We start from the raw sequence: 13,678 nt of genomic DNA, 5'->3' as shown, positions 1-13,678 counted from the left end.
GGGGGATGGGCCTGCCGGAGCAGATCTGCACGGAGATCGAGGCGTCACTGGTCGGCGGGCCGGAGCCGCCGACGGTGGCCGAGGCGCTCGCGGCCGGTCGGCTGCTGGCGCGACGCCGACGCGTCCGTACCGCCGCCGGGTCGGTGACCGTCGTGGCCGCGCTCGTGGCACGGCTGGTGATGGCGGCCGGCACGCACCGGGCCGGGGGCAGGAGCACCCGCACGCAGGACGCGCCGTGAGCCGGGCGACCTCGAGGAGGCCGCCCGCGAAGCTCGGCATGCCGGTCCGCACGGTCAAGAGCCACGCCTCCCGCGGCCTGGCCGCCCTCGGGGCCGCGCTCGACGGGCCGTGAGCCCCTCGAGGGTCAGGCCCGAGCGGGTCGCGGGGGTGTGGGCGGCCACGTCCGCGGTCTGGACCATCGGGGTCTAGGCTCGCGCCGCCCATCGACCCCCTCGGGAGGAAACCGTGATCCGTCCCCGTCCCTTCGTCGCCGCCCTGATCGGGCTGGTCAGCGTGGCCGCGCTGCTCCTGCTGGGGCCGCTCGCGACCACCAGCACCGCCGCGGCCCGCGGCACCGACCCGCTGGCCGGCGCCCCGACCGTCGGCGAGTGCCACAAGCTCACGCTCAAGGGCCTGTACAAGAAGTCGGACAGCAGCCGCAAGGTCCGCTGCTCGCGCGAGCACACGAGCCGCGTGGTCAAGGTCCTCCAGCTCCCCGACGGCGTCGGCTGGAACGCCTCCAACGACAAGCTCACGCGCATCGCCACCCGCAAGTGCCGCCCGTCCTGGGAGAAGACGCTGGGCGGCACCTACCGGTCACGCGACATGACGTCCTACAGCTCGGCCTGGTTCATGCCCACGGCGGCACAGCGCGACCGAGGCGCCCGCTGGTTCAGCTGCCACCTCGTGCTGTGGGGCGGCAGCTCGAGCCTGGCCCCGCTGCCCACCGACAAGGTGCCGGCTCTCGGTGCGCTGCCGCACCCGGACAACGTCGCGGCCTGCCTGACCAAGCAGGCCCGGACGACCTGCCAGCGCAAGCACATCTGGCGCGCGACCGGGAACCTCGTGGTCGACAAGAACAAGTTCCCCGGCGACCGGGCGCTCCGCCGCGCGGCCATCCGTAGGTGCCCGGCGCAGGTCAGCACGGACCAGTTCGTGTGGACCTACCGGAGCTCGATCCTGTGGAACATGGGTGACCACGTGGTCGTCTGCTACTCCAAGACCCGGCGCTGAGCACCTGAGGCTCACCCACGCCAGGCACCGCCGCCGCCGAGATCCGCGTACGCACGCACCCACGCGTGCATCGCGATCGCGGCGGCGGCGCTGGCGTTGATCGACCGGGTCGAGCCGAACTGAGCGATCGAGAACGTGCCGTCGCACGCCTCGCGGGCGCCGTCGGAGAGGCCCGGCCCTTCCTGACCGAAGAGGAAGCACACCCGCCGCGGCACCGTCGCGGCCTCGAGCGGCTGCGAGCCGGGCAGGTTGTCGATGCCGTGCAGCACGACGTCGCGCTCGTGCAGGTACGCCGCGAGGTCCTCGACGGTCGCGTGGTGCCGCACGTGCTGGTAGCGGTCGGTGACCATGGCACCGCGCCGGTTCCAGCGCCGGTTGCCCACGATGTGCACCTCGGCGGCGAGGAACGCGTTGGCCGTGCGCACGACCGTCCCGATGTTGAAGTCGTGCTGCCAGTTCTCGATCGCGACGTGGAAGTCGTGGCGGCGCAGGTCGAGGTCGGCGACGATCGCCTCGACCGTCCAGTAGCGGTACCGGTCGACCACGTTGCGCCGGTCTCCCTCGGCGAGCAGCCGCGCGTCGTACTGCTCCCCCTCGGGCCACGGGCCCTCCCACGGGCCGACGCCGACCTCCGGGGCTCCGTGCGGCATCGGGTCGTACGGCGCCCGCTCGTCCGCCCGCGGGTCGTCAGCGGGGCCGGCCGGGTCGGACACGTCAGAAGGCCGAGACCGACGAGGGCGCCCGCTGCGGCCGGCTGAGCGCCCGGTCGTGCTCGAGCAGGGCGATCGGAGGGTCAGTCCGCGGCGGCGCCCCGAGCAGGCGCACGGTGTTGCCGGCCTGGTCGACGAGGTGGCGGGCGAGGCCGCCGACGGTCGTCCCGGCCCAGGCGCTCTCCTGCTCCCAGCGGTCGGCGACGGCCGGGCAGGTCGCCAGCTCCGCGGCGACGCGGACCGCGCCGGGGAAGCTGCTGACGACGGGGCCGGCGGCGTCGGAGGTGCTCACGCGGGCACGTTAGCCCGCGATCGGCTGGCAGCGCCGGTTAGGGTTCACGTGTGGGCCCGACCGCCGTCCTGCTGCCGATGCTGCTCGGCATGGACTGGATGGACCCCACCTACCTGCTCGACCGCTTCGGCGCGGAGCTGCTCTGGCTCAGCCTGATCATCATCTTCGTGGAGTGCGGGCTCTTCTTCCCGTTCCTCCCGGGCGACACCCTGCTGCTCTCGCTCGGGGTCTTCATCGCCACCGAGGACATCGACATCTTCCCGGGCGGCCCGGGGCTCGAGCTGACCATCGCCCTGGTGCTGCTGACGGCAGCGGCCTTCCTCGGCAACGTGGTCGGCTACGAGATCGGCCGCGCCATCGGGCCACCGCTCTACCGCCGCAACGGCCGGATCCTGAAGAAGAAGTACTTCGACCAGACGGAGCTCTTCTTCGACAGGCACGGGAGCTCGGCACTGGTGATCGGGCGCTTCGTGCCGTTCGTGCGCACCTACATCACGGTCGTGGCCGGCGTGACCCGGATGCAGCGGCACCGGTTCCTGGTGTGGAGCTTCGTGGGCGCGGCCGGCTGGGTCCTCAGCATCACGCTGCTCGGCTACTTCCTCGGCACCCGCGTCCCGTGGCTGCGCGACAACATCGACTTCGCGATCCTCACCATCCTCGCCCTGTCGGTCATCCCGGTGGTCTTCGAGTGGTGGCGGCACCGTCGTACGTCGTCGCCCGAGGCCGACGACAACGACGGCGACGGCCTCCCCGACCGCGACATCCTCGGCCAGGACGTCCGCGAGGCCTGAGGCCGGGCTGCCCGGACCCGTCGGGCGCCGGGCCCGTCAGGCGCCGGCGCGGACGGCGTCGAGCTCGGCCTTGGTGAGCACCGGCCGGACCTCGAGGCCGACGTCGGCGAGCGGGTTCTCACCCGCGGGGCTGCGGTCGATCGCGCAGACCACCACCTCGACGACCGCACCGGCCTCGCGCAGCGCGCGCGTCGCGTCGCGGACGGCGCCGCCGGTGGTGATCACGTCCTCGACGAGCGTGACCCGGCGACCGGCGACGTCCGGCCCCTCGGCCAGCTTGCACGTGCCGTAGGTCTTGGCCTGCTTGCGCACGAACAGTGCGGGGTGGCCGGTCAGGCTGCTGATCATCGTGGCGATCGGGATGCCGCCGAGCTCGAGACCGCCGAGCAGCTCGGTGTCGCCGGGGAGCACCTGCACCATCGCCCGGGCCACCCGGGCCAGCACGGTCGGGTCGGACTCGAAGAGGTACTTGTCGAAGTACTCGCTCGCCACCTGGCCCGACCGGAGGGTGAACTCCCCCGTCAGGCGGCAGATGCCGTCGATGTCGAGAGCCAGGTCGGGGTCACGGATGTCGGTCACGGGGCAGACCCTAGTCCCGGCCACCCGTTACCGTCGCAGGCATGCTCGCCCGGCGCCTGCACGGCATCCCGCCCACGATCTTCACCGAGATGTCCGCCCTCGCCGCGCGCACGGGGTCGGTGAACCTCGGCCAGGGCTTCCCGGACGTCGACGGGCCGCCGCGCGTGATCGCGCGAGCGGTCGAGGCCCTCGAGCACGGCGCCAACCAGTACGCGCCCGGGCCGGGCGTGCCCGCGCTGCGCGAGGCGGTGGCCCGTCACCAGCAGCGCCACTACGGCCTCGACCTCGACCCCGACCGCGAGGTCGTGGTCACCACCGGCTGCACGGAGGGTGTCGCCGCATCGCTGCTCGGGCTGGTCGACGAGGGCGACGAGGTCGTCGTGCTCGAGCCCTACTACGACTCCTACACCGCGATGATCCAGGTGGCCGGCGGCGTGCGGAAGCCGGTGACGCTTCGCGCGCCGGACTACCGCCTCGACGTCGACGCTCTGCGGGCCGCGGTCGGTCCGCGCACCCGGTTCGTGCTGCTCAACAGTCCGCACAACCCGACCGGCACCGTGCTCACCGACGCCGAGCTGGCCGCCGTCGCCGCGGTCGCCGTCGAGCACGACCTCGTCGTGATCACCGACGAGGTCTACGAGCACCTGACCTACGACGAGCACCGGCACGTGCCGATGGCCACCCTGCCCGGCATGCGCGAGCGCACGCTGTCGCTGTCGTCGGCCGGCAAGTCGTGGTCGTTCACCGGCTGGAAGGTCGGCTGGGCCACCGGGCCGGAGGAGCTGGTCTCGGCCGTGCTCGCGGCCAAGCAGTGGCTCACCTTCACCAGCGGCTCGCCGCTCCAGCCCGCCATCGCCGTCGCACTCGACGAGGAGGACGACTTCCCCCGCACGCTCGCCGCCGACCTCCTCGTCCGCCGCGACCTGCTGTGCGCGGGCCTCGCGGACGTCGGCATCGAGGTGCGGGTGCCCGAGGGCACCTACTTCGCGATGAGCGACGTCTCCGCGCTCGGCTGGGAGGACGGCGACACCTTCTGCCGTGCGCTGCCCGGGCGCGCCGGAGTCGTCGCCATCCCGACGCAGCGCTTCCACGACGACCAGGAGGCCGGGCGGCACCTCGTGCGGTGGGCCTTCTGCAAGGACAGGCGCGTCATCGAGGACGGCCTGCGCCGTCTGGCGGCCGCCGACCTCCGTCGCTGACCTGCGTCACTGACCTGCGTCGTCGACCCGGGCGAGCCCGGGACCGCGCCGCTCAGTACTGCGTCATCCCCGGGATCTGCGACGCGGGCGGCTGCTTGCGGAACCACTCGTTCGCCCCGCCGACGAACAGCAGCACGATCGTGGCGGCGGCCGCGAGGAGCGTCACACCGCTGATGAGGCTCGCGATCGAGATCAGGCTGACCAGGAGGCTGACCGCGGCCGAGATCACCAGCAGGATCCGCGCGATGTTGGACCGGCGGAGCACGAAGATCGCCAGCACGCAGCTGATCAGGCACCACAGCGCGAAGCCGATCACGACCGCCATCACCAGCCCGTAGGCGGAGTCGGCCGAGAAGCCCGAGTCCTGGAAGCTCTGGTCGTCGCGGATCTGGTCGAGGAAGTCCTGGCGCGCCACCGCGAGGCCGAAGATGCCGATCACGAAGCCGACCAGGCTCAGGCCCGCGCTGACGAGGGTGATGACGGCGGCCGCGGTGACGGTGCCGGGGCGCCTGGAGGAGTCGCGCGGGGGCTGGTACGCCGGCTGGCCGTAGCCGCCGTAGGGCTGCGCCGGCTCGCCGTACGTCGGCTGGGGGTACGCCGGCTGGCCGTACGCGGGCTGGCCGTACGCGGGCTGGCCGTAGGGGTCGGCGGACGCCGGCGGGGCGGCCTGGCCGAACGGCTGCGGCGGCTGCGCGGGCTGGCCCGGCGGGGGCGTCTGCTGCGACCCGGCGTCGTAGGGGTTCGGGGGCGGCGGCGGCGGGCCGGTGGGGTGCGGCTGCTCGCCGTACGGGTTGCCGGTGGGACCGTTCACGTCGCTCATGGGTGCATTGGACCACGCGGGCGCGCGAACCACGCGCGCACCTCGGTGCGGATCAGCAGCGACGCCGTCAGCAGGCAGCCGACCGCCGGGACGACGAGCACGAACGAGCCGATCGCGGCGACCAGGCAGACCAGACCAGCCGTCGCGGCCGAGGCGAGGAGGGCGGTGCGGGCCCAGACCACCCGCCGCCAGACCAGCACCCCGAGGACGGCCGCGGTGGCGGCCCACAGGCAGGTGAGTGCCACGACCACGTAGGTCGCGACCTCGACGCCGGCGCGGCTGACGCCCTGCGCCTGCCAGTCGGGGTTCTGCTTGTCGAGCTCGTTGAAGAGCAGGTCGGGAGCCGCGGCCACGACGGCCGCGGTGAGCAGCATCAGGCCGGCCACGAGGGTGGCCAGCGTCCACGTCAGCACGCAGGCCGCGACCACGGCGCCCGGCCGGCGCTCCTGCTCGCGCGGGACCGGCGGCGGCCACGGCACCGGCGCGGAGGCGGCAGCGGGAGCGGTGGACCCGTCGACGGGGCGGTGCTGCGGGGTGCCGAACCCCTCGTGGGCCCGCGGGCCCGGCGACACCACGCCGGAGCCGGCCGGCGGGGGCGGCGGGGTGTGCGGCGAGAGGTACGGCGGCGGCGCCTGCCGCTGCTCCGGCGCGGGCGGGCCGGGCTCCGGCACCGGCGCGGTGCGGGCGCGGACGCCGTTGAACCAGTCACGCGACGGCTCGAGCCAGAGCACCAGGGCCGAGGCGGCCACCAGCGAGGACAGGAAGCCGCCGACCACCATCCCGGCGAAGAAGAGCGGCACCGCCACGATGGTCAGGGCCAGCCGTGCGCCCTTGCTCCGCTTCAGCACGTGGAAGCCGAGCACTGCCGCCGCGGTGGCGCAGCCGGCCGCGACCATCGCCAGCACCCGGACCACGGCGATCGCCCCGTCGACGTCGAGGCCGAGGTCGACCCCGGGCGGCTCGGCGAGGAACTGCTCGATGGTGCGCCGGGTCTCGAGCGTGTGCAGGCCGGCCACCGTGTCGAAGACGGTGAGCACGACCAGCACCGAGGCGCCCACCGCGATCCAGGCGGCCATGGTCACCTGGCGGGGGCGGGGCAGGGTGTCGGTCATCGGCTCAATTGGATCACGCGGGCGTGAGGGCCAGGCCCTCGGTGCCCTCGGGGGCCAGGTCGACGGCCACGGTGCCGCCGTCGACGACGTCGCCGGCGATCAGCAGCTTGGCGAGCGGGTCGCCGATCGCGCTCTGGATCAGGCGGCGCAGCGGGCGCGCGCCGTACGCCGGGTCGTAGCCGGTCTCGGCGAGCCAGGCGCGGGCGGCGTCGCTGACCGTGATCGTGATCCGCCGGACCGCGAGCCGCTTCTCGAGCAGCGCGAGCTGGAGGTCGACGATCTCGGCGAGCTCCTCACGCGTGAGCGCCTCGAAGACCACGACCTCGTCGAGGCGGTTGAGGAACTCGGGCTTGAAGGCCGCGCGCACGGTCGCCAGCACCGACTCGCGCTTCTTCTCCGGGTCGAGGGTCGGGTCGACGAGGTAGCCCGAGCCGAGGTTGCTGGTCAGCACGAGCAGCGTGTTGCGGAAGTCGACGGTGCGGCCCTGGCCGTCGGTCAGCCGGCCGTCGTCGAGCACCTGCAGCAGGATGTCGAAGACCTCGGGGTGCGCCTTCTCGACCTCGTCGAGCAGCACCACGGCGTACGGGCGGCGCCGGACGGCCTCGGTGAGCTGGCCGCCCTCGTCGTACCCGACGTAGCCCGGAGGGGCGCCGACGAGGCGGGCCACCGAGTGCTTCTCGGAGTACTCGCTCATGTCGATGCGCACGATCGCGCGCTCGTCGTCGAAGAGGAAGTCGGCCAGCGACTTGGCCAGCTCGGTCTTGCCGGTGCCGGTGGGGCCGAGGAAGAGGAAGGAGCCGGTCGGGCGGTGCGGGTCACTGATGCCCGCGCGCGAGCGGCGTACGGCGTCGGCCACCGCGGTGACGGCGGCCCGCTGCCCGATCAGGCGCCGGCCGATGACGTCCTCCATCTCCAGGAGCTTGGCGGTCTCGCCCTGGAGCATCCGGCCCGTGGGGATGCCCGTCCACGCCTCGACGACCTCGGCCACCTGCTCGGCGCCGACCTCCTCGCCGACCAGCGGCTCGATGTCGGACTTCTCGGCGGCGACCGCGGTGTTGATCTTCTTCTCCAGCTCGGGGATCGACTCGTAGTTGATCCGGCTGGCGGCCTCGAGGTTGCCCTCGCGCAGCAGCCGGTCGGCCTCGATGCGCAGCTGGTCGAGCTGGCGGCGCAGCTCGCCCTCGCCCTCCAGTGAGCTCTTCTCGCGCTCCCAGCGGGCCTCGAGGCCGCGCAGCTCCTCCTCCTTGTCCGCGAGGTCGCGGCGGAGCGCGTCGAGCCGCTCGAGGGAGGCCTCGTCGCTCTCCTTCTGGAGCGCGAACTCCTCCATCTTGAGCCGGTCGACCTGGCGGCGCAGCTGGTCGATCTCCTCCGGCGAGGACTCGATCTCCATGCGCAGCCGGCTCGCGGCCTCGTCGACGAGGTCGATGGCCTTGTCGGGCAGCTGGCGGCCGGTGATGTAGCGGTCGGAGAGCGTGGCGGCGGCGACCAGGGCGGCGTCGGTGATGCGGACGCCGTGGTGCGCCTCGTACTTCTCCTGGATGCCACGCAGGATCTGGATGGTGTCCTCGACGCTGGGCTCGCCGACGAAGACCTGCTGGAAGCGGCGCTCGAGAGCGGGGTCCTTCTCGATCCGCTCGCGGTACTCGTCGAGCGTCGTGGCGCCGATCATGTGCAGCTCGCCGCGCGCCAGCATCGGCTTGAGCATGTTGCCGGCGTCCATCGCGGAGTCGCCGCCGGCGCCGGCACCGACGACCGTGTGCAGCTCGTCGATGAAGGTGATGATGCCTCCCGCGGCGTCGCGGATCTCCTCGAGCACGGCCTTGAGCCGCTCCTCGAACTCGCCGCGGTACTTCGCGCCGGCGACCATCGCGGCCAGGTCGAGGCTGAGGACCCGGCGCCCCTTGAGGGAGTCGGGCACGTCGCCCGCGACCACGCGCTGGGCCAGCCCCTCGACGACGGCGGTCTTGCCGACGCCGGGCTCGCCGATCAGCACCGGGTTGTTCTTGGTGCGCCGCGAGAGCACCTGCACGACGCGGCGGATCTCGGCGTCGCGGCCGATCACCGGGTCGAGCCGGCCCTCCTCGGCGGCCTGCGTGAGGTCGACGGAGTACTTCTCGAGCGCCTCGTAGGTCGACTCGGCGTCCTGGCTGGTGACGCGGCGGTTGCCGCGGACGGCGGTCAGGCCGTCGCGCAGGCCCTCCTCGGTCAGGCCGGCGTCGACGAGCACCTGGCGGGCCGGGCTCTCGGTGCCGGCGATCGCGATCAGGAGGTGCTCGGTGGCGACGTAGTCGTCCTTCATCGACGCCGCGAGGTCGAGGGCGCCGGCGAGCACCCGGGTGAGCGCGGCGGAGGCGCCGGGCTGCTGGACGGTGGCGCCGCTGGCCCGCGGGAGCTGGGCCACCACCTGCTCGGCGCGCGCGGAGAGCGCGCCGGCGTCGGCACCGGCGCGGGTGACGAGGGTGCGCGCGACACTGTCGGTCTCGCGCAGCAGCGCGGCGAGGAGGTGGATCGGCTCCGTCGTGGTGTGCCCGGCCGTGGTGGCCGACACCTGGGCGGCCTCGATCGCCTCCCGCGCGCGGGTGGTGAACTTCTCGGCGCCGAACTGGCTCATGCTGCGTGGTCCTCCTGCGGGTCCTTGGGTGGGGTCGTCACCTGGATCAACGCTCCCAGAGTTGAGTCTGTTCCGCTCAAGTCTGGCGGATCCGCCCTACGGGTCACGATTTCGACAGGGTTCCCGGTGCGGTCTGGGCAGGCCGTGCGCACCAGGTCTAGCGTGGCCGGTGAGGTCGTCGAGCACCCGGCGACACCAGGCTTCACCGAGGTCACCCGTGGTCGCAACCGCCCAGCCCGTACGCGTGGTCGTCGTGGACGACAGCCCCGACATCCGCGACCTCCTGCGCCTGCAGCTCGACGCCGACGGGTTCGAGGTGGTCGGCGTCGCCGCCGACGGCCGCACAGCGCTGGAGATGTGCCGCCGCGAGCAGCCTGACGTGGTCACCCTCGACCTGGCCATGCCCGGCATCGGGGGGCTCGAGGCGCTGCCGACGCTGCGCCACGACTGCCCGCACACCAAGGTCGTCGTCTACACGGCGTACGACGGGTTCGCGCGCCTCGCGCAGGTCCGCGACGCCGGGGCAGCGGCGTACATCACCAAGGGGGTCTCGATGCGCCGGCTGACCGAGCACCTGCGCCGGGTCTTCGACAGCGACGCGGCCGAGCCGGTGGGGCCGTTCCCGCTGCGCCCGCCGGCCTGACCCGGCGGCAGTCACGGGCCCGACTTGGACCCCACTCGTGCGCGCGTTACCGGGTCGCGCGGCCCCCGGTTGCCCTATCGTTCCGTCAGGTGTGAGGACAGGCACGAGGGGAGTGAGTCATGCGGGGCAACCCGTTCCGCCGCAGCTCGGACGACGAGCCGGAGCCCACGGTCGAGGCCGAGCCCTCCGAGCCGGCCCCGGAGCAGAAGTTCACCGTGATCGTGGTCGAGGACACCGTCGACGTGCGCGACATGCTGCGGATGACCCTCGAGGCCGGGGGCTTCGAGATCGTCGCCGAGGCCGGCGACGGCGCGATGGGGCTGGCGCTGATCGAGCGCGAGCAGCCCGACCTCGTCGTGCTCGACCTCGCCATGCCCGAGACCGGTGGCCTGGAGATCCTGCCGCTCGTCCACGGCGCCTGCGCCAAGACCCGGGTCGTGGTCTACAGCGCGATCGGTGCGACCTACATGACCGAGGCGGCGCTCAACGCGGGCGCCTACGCCTACATCCAGAAGGGCGTCTCGCCCCGCAGCATCATCGAGCACCTCCGGCGCGTCGCCCAGTCCGGCGCCCAACGCCCGGTGCGGCCGTTCCCGCTCGTCCGCGACTACGCCTGAACCGGTCGAACCGTCACTCAGATCCGTTGAGCCGTCAGTTCGAGCGACCCAAGTGACGGTTCGACGGATCTGAGTGACGGTTCGACCGATCTGAGTGACGGTTCGACCGATCGCGGTGGGTCAGGTGCGGGCGAGGTGGGCGCGCGCCAGCGGTGACGCGCGGACGTCGCCGCCGCCCTCGACGTGGGCGGCCTGGGCCCGGAGCCCCCGCACGACGGCCGTACGGGAGGGTGCCCACGTCTCCACCTGGTCGGCCAGCAGGCCCAGCACTTCCGGAGGTTGGCAGCGGTCGCCGCCGACGTCGACCGCGACGAGCGGCAGGTACGTCGGCCGCCCGGAGCCGCGCACCTCGAGCAGCACCTGTCCGGCCCGGTTGGGGGTGAACCGCACGGTCTCGGCGTCCGCCCACGCGGTCGAACGGCGCAGGACGAGCAGGACCTGCTGCACCACCAGGCCGCGGCGGGTGTCGAGCCAGGTGCGGCGCAGCGCGACCCATGCGACGAACCCCGCGAACGCGACGGCGAGGACGAGCGCGGCCACGCGGTTGCCGGGCGGCTGGGTCGCAAGGGCCCAGCCGACCACCGCCGGCACGGCGACGACGGCCGCGGCCAGCGAGAGCCAGGTCGTGGCCGAACCGCTCAGCAACCGCGGGACCGTCACCCGCGCGCCGGGCTCAGCCATGCAGGACCACCGCCTCGGCACGCACCGACGCGACCGCCTCGGCGACGGAGGCGCGCGCGGCCCCGGCCGTGGCGGGCTCGGCCCGGGTCGGCGTGCCGGGCGCCACCACCCAGCAGCCGTCGGGGCCGGAGAGGACCGCCAGCACCGGGGGCTCGGAGTCGCCCGGCCGGCGCACGACGAGGTCGGCGCGCACGAAGGCCGCACCGAGCCGCTCGAGCACCGCGTCGGGTGGCGTCGGGTCGCCGTGCGGGGCGTCGACGTAGAGGGTCGGGCCGTCGCCGTCCCCGGCGTCGGGGTGGACGGCGGCGCCGACGGCCAGGTGCTCGAGGTCGGCGGCGTGCGCGAGGGCGAAGCGGTGGAGCCCGTCGCGGCTGACCTCCTCGAGCAGCACGACGTCGTCGACGAGGTGGGCGTACCAGAAGTCCTGGTCGGTCGCGGTCGTGCGGGCGACGGCCACCACGACCTGGGCGGCCTCGCGCAGGGCCACCACGGACGCGACGTCCTCGCGGACCTCGAGGTCGACGCTGCCGTCACGCAGGGCGGTCGCGGCCGCGATGGCCTCGACCGTGGGCGGGGAGACCACGCCGCGCGCGACGAGGGAGCGGTACGCCGAGCGGCGCGCCACCTCGCGCTCGGCCTCGAGGAGGTCGTCGAGGAAGGGCAGCACCGGCATGGGTCCGGGGCGGGCGACGACGCTGAGCTCCTCGTCGGTGAGCACGTCGACGAGCACCGGCTCGGCCGCGGTCGGCCCGTGGGTCGTCGGGTCGGGCCTCCGGTGGGACATCGGCGACGGCCCTAGAGGAGCCCGAAGCTGACGGTGTGCAGGGTGGAGGCGCCGGCGTCCGCGAGGGCGTCCCCCGCGTCGGACAGCCGGTCGCCGGCCCAGTCGACCGCGGCGCTCGCACCGTCGTAGGCATCGGAGAGCCGGTCGCCGGTCCACTCGACCGCGTGGGAGCCGAACCGCTCGATGTCGTCCCAGTGGTCGTAGACGTAGCTGCCGAGCGTCCAGGCGCCGTATCCGAGGACCGCCGCGCCCGCGATGCCGGCTCCGACCGGGCCGAGGGCGATCAGACCGGCCGAGCTCGCCAGCAGCGCGCCGCCACCGGCCGCCCCGGCGAGGCCGAACCCGCGCGTCGCCCAGCCGCGTGCGCCGTCGTACCCGCCGCCGGTGACGGCGTCCATCGCCCCGGTGGCCACGGTGAGCGGGAGGAACGCCTTGCCGGCGATGGTCGCGGCCCGGCTGCCGAGGAGGAACCGCGCGAACCCGCCGTTCTCGGCGCCGTTCGCGAACGTCCGCAGCGCGTCGTCGGAGGCGCCGAGGTTGCGCAGGAAGGTCCGGTAGTCGGTGAGGGGGGCGCTGGAGGCCCGGAGGAAGGTGAGGAACGACGTCGAGCGGCCGAAGAGGCCGACCGCCTTCTTCAGCGTCAGCCCGAGCGCGACGGCGCCGCCCGCAGTGCCGAGCGCGCCGAGGAGGTCGCGGCTGGTCACCGCGCGCTGGAGGTAGGCCTCGACGGCCGACTCGAGCGTCTGCGGGAAGTCGATGTCGCCGAGGGCGGTGGCCGTGGTCGCGTCGGCGGTGGCGACCGCGGTGAGCGCGCCGCCGATGTCGGAGGCGAGCGCGCCGGCGCGGTCGTCGAGCCGCTGCTGCTCGGCGTTGCGGGAGGCCGCGGCGGCGGCCGCGACCTCGGGCGAGCTCATCACCGGCGGCAGGGTCGGGGCGGTGACGCTCCCGTCGTCGCCGACGGTGAAGCCCTGAGCCTCGGCACCGGCGATCGTGTCGAGCAGCCGCTGCCGGGCGTGGCCGATGTCGCCCGCCCCGGTGCGCAGGGCGGCGCGGGCGTGGTCGAGGGCGTCGGCCAGCCGGGCGCCGGTGCGCGCCTCGTCGGCGGCACGCTCGGCGGCCGCGAGCGCCCACGCGCCCCCGGCCTCGGTCAGCGCCTGCTCCAGCGAGCGGCCCACGGCCCGGGCCTCGCGGTCGACGACGTCGGCGGCCTCGCAGACCGACCCGGCGGCGACGTCGAGCGCCTCGGGCCGCCAGCCGCGGACCTGCGGGACGGTCAGGGTGCTCATCGCGGCGCCCTCCCGAAGCCTCCGGCCACGCCGACATCGGTGCCGGTGAGGTCGCGGGCGGTGACCCGCGAGGCGTCCGCCAGCGAGCCGAGCCCCTCGGCGTAGACCTGGACGGCGGCCGCGAGGCGGGTCGAGACCCACAGGCAGCCCTGGCTGGTCTGCGACCACGCCAGCGCGTCGGAGGCGTCGGCGAACGGGCCGGCGACGTCGAGGTCGGCGAGCACGGCGGCGGAGAGGTCGACCTCATCCGCCGCGGTGGTGAGTCCCCCCGTGTCTGCGATCAGCATGACCGCGTCCTACCCCGCTCCCCCCGGGCTGAC

General features: G+C 74.1%; 16 protein-coding genes. 6 read left to right on the top strand and 10 right to left on the bottom strand.

All coding sequences use genetic code 11. The annotated features are described in order from the left end of the window. The first annotated feature begins 5 nt into the window (after window positions 1–5). The gene (locus ACFPGP_RS15620) at window positions 6–239 is read left to right on the top strand and encodes a hypothetical protein (protein ID WP_378591652.1); all 234 of its coding nucleotides are present in this window, start codon (window positions 6–8) and stop codon (window positions 237–239) included. Between the two features lie 226 nt (window positions 240–465). Then, entirely contained in the window at window positions 466–1,233 is a 768-nt protein-coding gene (locus ACFPGP_RS15615; protein ID WP_378591649.1) for a septum formation family protein, read from the top strand. A gap of 11 nt (window positions 1,234–1,244) precedes the next feature. Here the strand turns inward: ACFPGP_RS15615 and ACFPGP_RS15610 are convergent, their stop codons facing one another. After that, window positions 1,245–1,883: a TrmH family RNA methyltransferase gene (locus tag ACFPGP_RS15610; RefSeq protein WP_378591762.1), complete on the bottom strand. Its 639-nt coding sequence runs from the start codon at window positions 1,881–1,883 to the stop codon at window positions 1,245–1,247. A gap of 64 nt (window positions 1,884–1,947) precedes the next feature. Continuing rightward, on the bottom strand, window positions 1,948–2,235 hold the full coding sequence (locus ACFPGP_RS15605) for a hypothetical protein (RefSeq protein WP_378591647.1): 288 nt from the start codon (window positions 2,233–2,235) through the stop codon (window positions 1,948–1,950). A 50-nt stretch (window positions 2,236–2,285) separates the two neighbouring features. Here ACFPGP_RS15605 and ACFPGP_RS15600 point away from each other — a divergent pair, with 50 nt between their 5' ends. Continuing rightward, the gene (locus ACFPGP_RS15600) at window positions 2,286–3,026 is read left to right on the top strand and encodes a DedA family protein (RefSeq protein WP_378591646.1); all 741 of its coding nucleotides are present in this window, start codon (window positions 2,286–2,288) and stop codon (window positions 3,024–3,026) included. 36 nt (window positions 3,027–3,062) lie between these two features. On the opposite strand, the gene pyrE is transcribed toward ACFPGP_RS15600, so the two are convergent. After that, a complete protein-coding gene (gene pyrE, locus ACFPGP_RS15595) occupies window positions 3,063–3,605 on the bottom strand; it encodes an orotate phosphoribosyltransferase (protein WP_378591644.1) in 543 nt (180 codons plus the stop codon). A 41-nt stretch (window positions 3,606–3,646) separates the two neighbouring features. On the opposite strand from pyrE, the gene ACFPGP_RS15590 reads away from it, so the two are divergent. Continuing rightward, window positions 3,647–4,804, top strand: a complete 1,158-nt coding sequence (locus ACFPGP_RS15590) for a pyridoxal phosphate-dependent aminotransferase (RefSeq protein WP_378591643.1) — start codon at window positions 3,647–3,649, stop codon at window positions 4,802–4,804. A 52-nt stretch (window positions 4,805–4,856) separates the two neighbouring features. On the opposite strand, the gene ACFPGP_RS15585 is transcribed toward ACFPGP_RS15590, so the two are convergent. From ACFPGP_RS15585 to clpB, 3 genes are read right to left on the bottom strand one after another with little or no spacing between them, the layout of a single operon-like run. After that, window positions 4,857–5,624 (bottom strand): hypothetical protein, encoded by a 768-nt coding sequence (locus ACFPGP_RS15585; RefSeq protein WP_378591641.1) that lies wholly within the window; start codon window positions 5,622–5,624, stop codon window positions 4,857–4,859. Continuing rightward, window positions 5,621–6,736: a hypothetical protein gene (locus ACFPGP_RS15580; protein WP_378591640.1), complete on the bottom strand. Its 1,116-nt coding sequence runs from the start codon at window positions 6,734–6,736 to the stop codon at window positions 5,621–5,623. Before ACFPGP_RS15580 ends, ACFPGP_RS15585 begins: the two co-directional genes overlap by 4 nt. Window positions 6,737–6,749: 13 nt before the next feature. Beyond that, the gene (gene clpB / locus ACFPGP_RS15575; protein ID WP_378591638.1) at window positions 6,750–9,347 is read right to left on the bottom strand and encodes an ATP-dependent chaperone ClpB; all 2,598 of its coding nucleotides are present in this window, start codon (window positions 9,345–9,347) and stop codon (window positions 6,750–6,752) included. 217 nt (window positions 9,348–9,564) lie between these two features. On the opposite strand from clpB, the gene ACFPGP_RS15570 reads away from it, so the two are divergent. Both ACFPGP_RS15570 and ACFPGP_RS15565 read left to right on the top strand, forming a co-directional pair. Then, window positions 9,565–9,990 carry a response regulator transcription factor gene (locus ACFPGP_RS15570; RefSeq protein WP_378591637.1) on the top strand — a complete coding sequence of 142 codons (426 nt, stop codon included), beginning with the start codon at window positions 9,565–9,567 and terminating at the stop codon, window positions 9,988–9,990. 119 nt (window positions 9,991–10,109) lie between these two features. Further along, window positions 10,110–10,607: a response regulator gene (locus tag ACFPGP_RS15565; protein WP_378591635.1), complete on the top strand. Its 498-nt coding sequence runs from the start codon at window positions 10,110–10,112 to the stop codon at window positions 10,605–10,607. Between the two features lie 120 nt (window positions 10,608–10,727). Here the strand turns inward: ACFPGP_RS15565 and ACFPGP_RS15560 are convergent, their stop codons facing one another. The 4 genes from ACFPGP_RS15560 to ACFPGP_RS15545 are packed head-to-tail and all read right to left on the bottom strand — an operon-like array spanning window position 10,728 to window position 13,645. Beyond that, window positions 10,728–11,288: a hypothetical protein gene (locus tag ACFPGP_RS15560; protein ID WP_378591634.1), complete on the bottom strand. Its 561-nt coding sequence runs from the start codon at window positions 11,286–11,288 to the stop codon at window positions 10,728–10,730. Further along, window positions 11,281–12,072, bottom strand: coding sequence for a hypothetical protein (locus tag ACFPGP_RS15555; RefSeq protein WP_378591632.1), 792 nt, complete (start codon window positions 12,070–12,072; stop codon window positions 11,281–11,283). The genes ACFPGP_RS15560 and ACFPGP_RS15555 overlap by 8 nt, the downstream gene beginning before the upstream one ends. Window positions 12,073–12,083: 11 nt before the next feature. After that, a complete protein-coding gene (locus tag ACFPGP_RS15550; RefSeq protein WP_378591630.1) occupies window positions 12,084–13,358 on the bottom strand; it encodes a hypothetical protein in 1,275 nt (424 codons plus the stop codon). Continuing rightward, complete coding sequence (locus ACFPGP_RS15545; protein WP_378591629.1) at window positions 13,355–13,645, bottom strand: hypothetical protein; 291 nt, start codon at window positions 13,643–13,645, stop codon at window positions 13,355–13,357. The genes ACFPGP_RS15550 and ACFPGP_RS15545 overlap by 4 nt, the downstream gene beginning before the upstream one ends. Window positions 13,646–13,678 lie beyond the last annotated feature (33 nt).

It is taken from the genome of Nocardioides taihuensis (assembly GCF_042657275.1).
In the GTDB taxonomy this organism is placed as follows: Bacteria; Actinomycetota; Actinomycetes; order Propionibacteriales; family Nocardioidaceae; genus Nocardioides; species Nocardioides taihuensis.
Note: the sequence above shows the minus strand (reverse complement) of the source record. Positions and strands in the feature narration are given on the sequence as shown.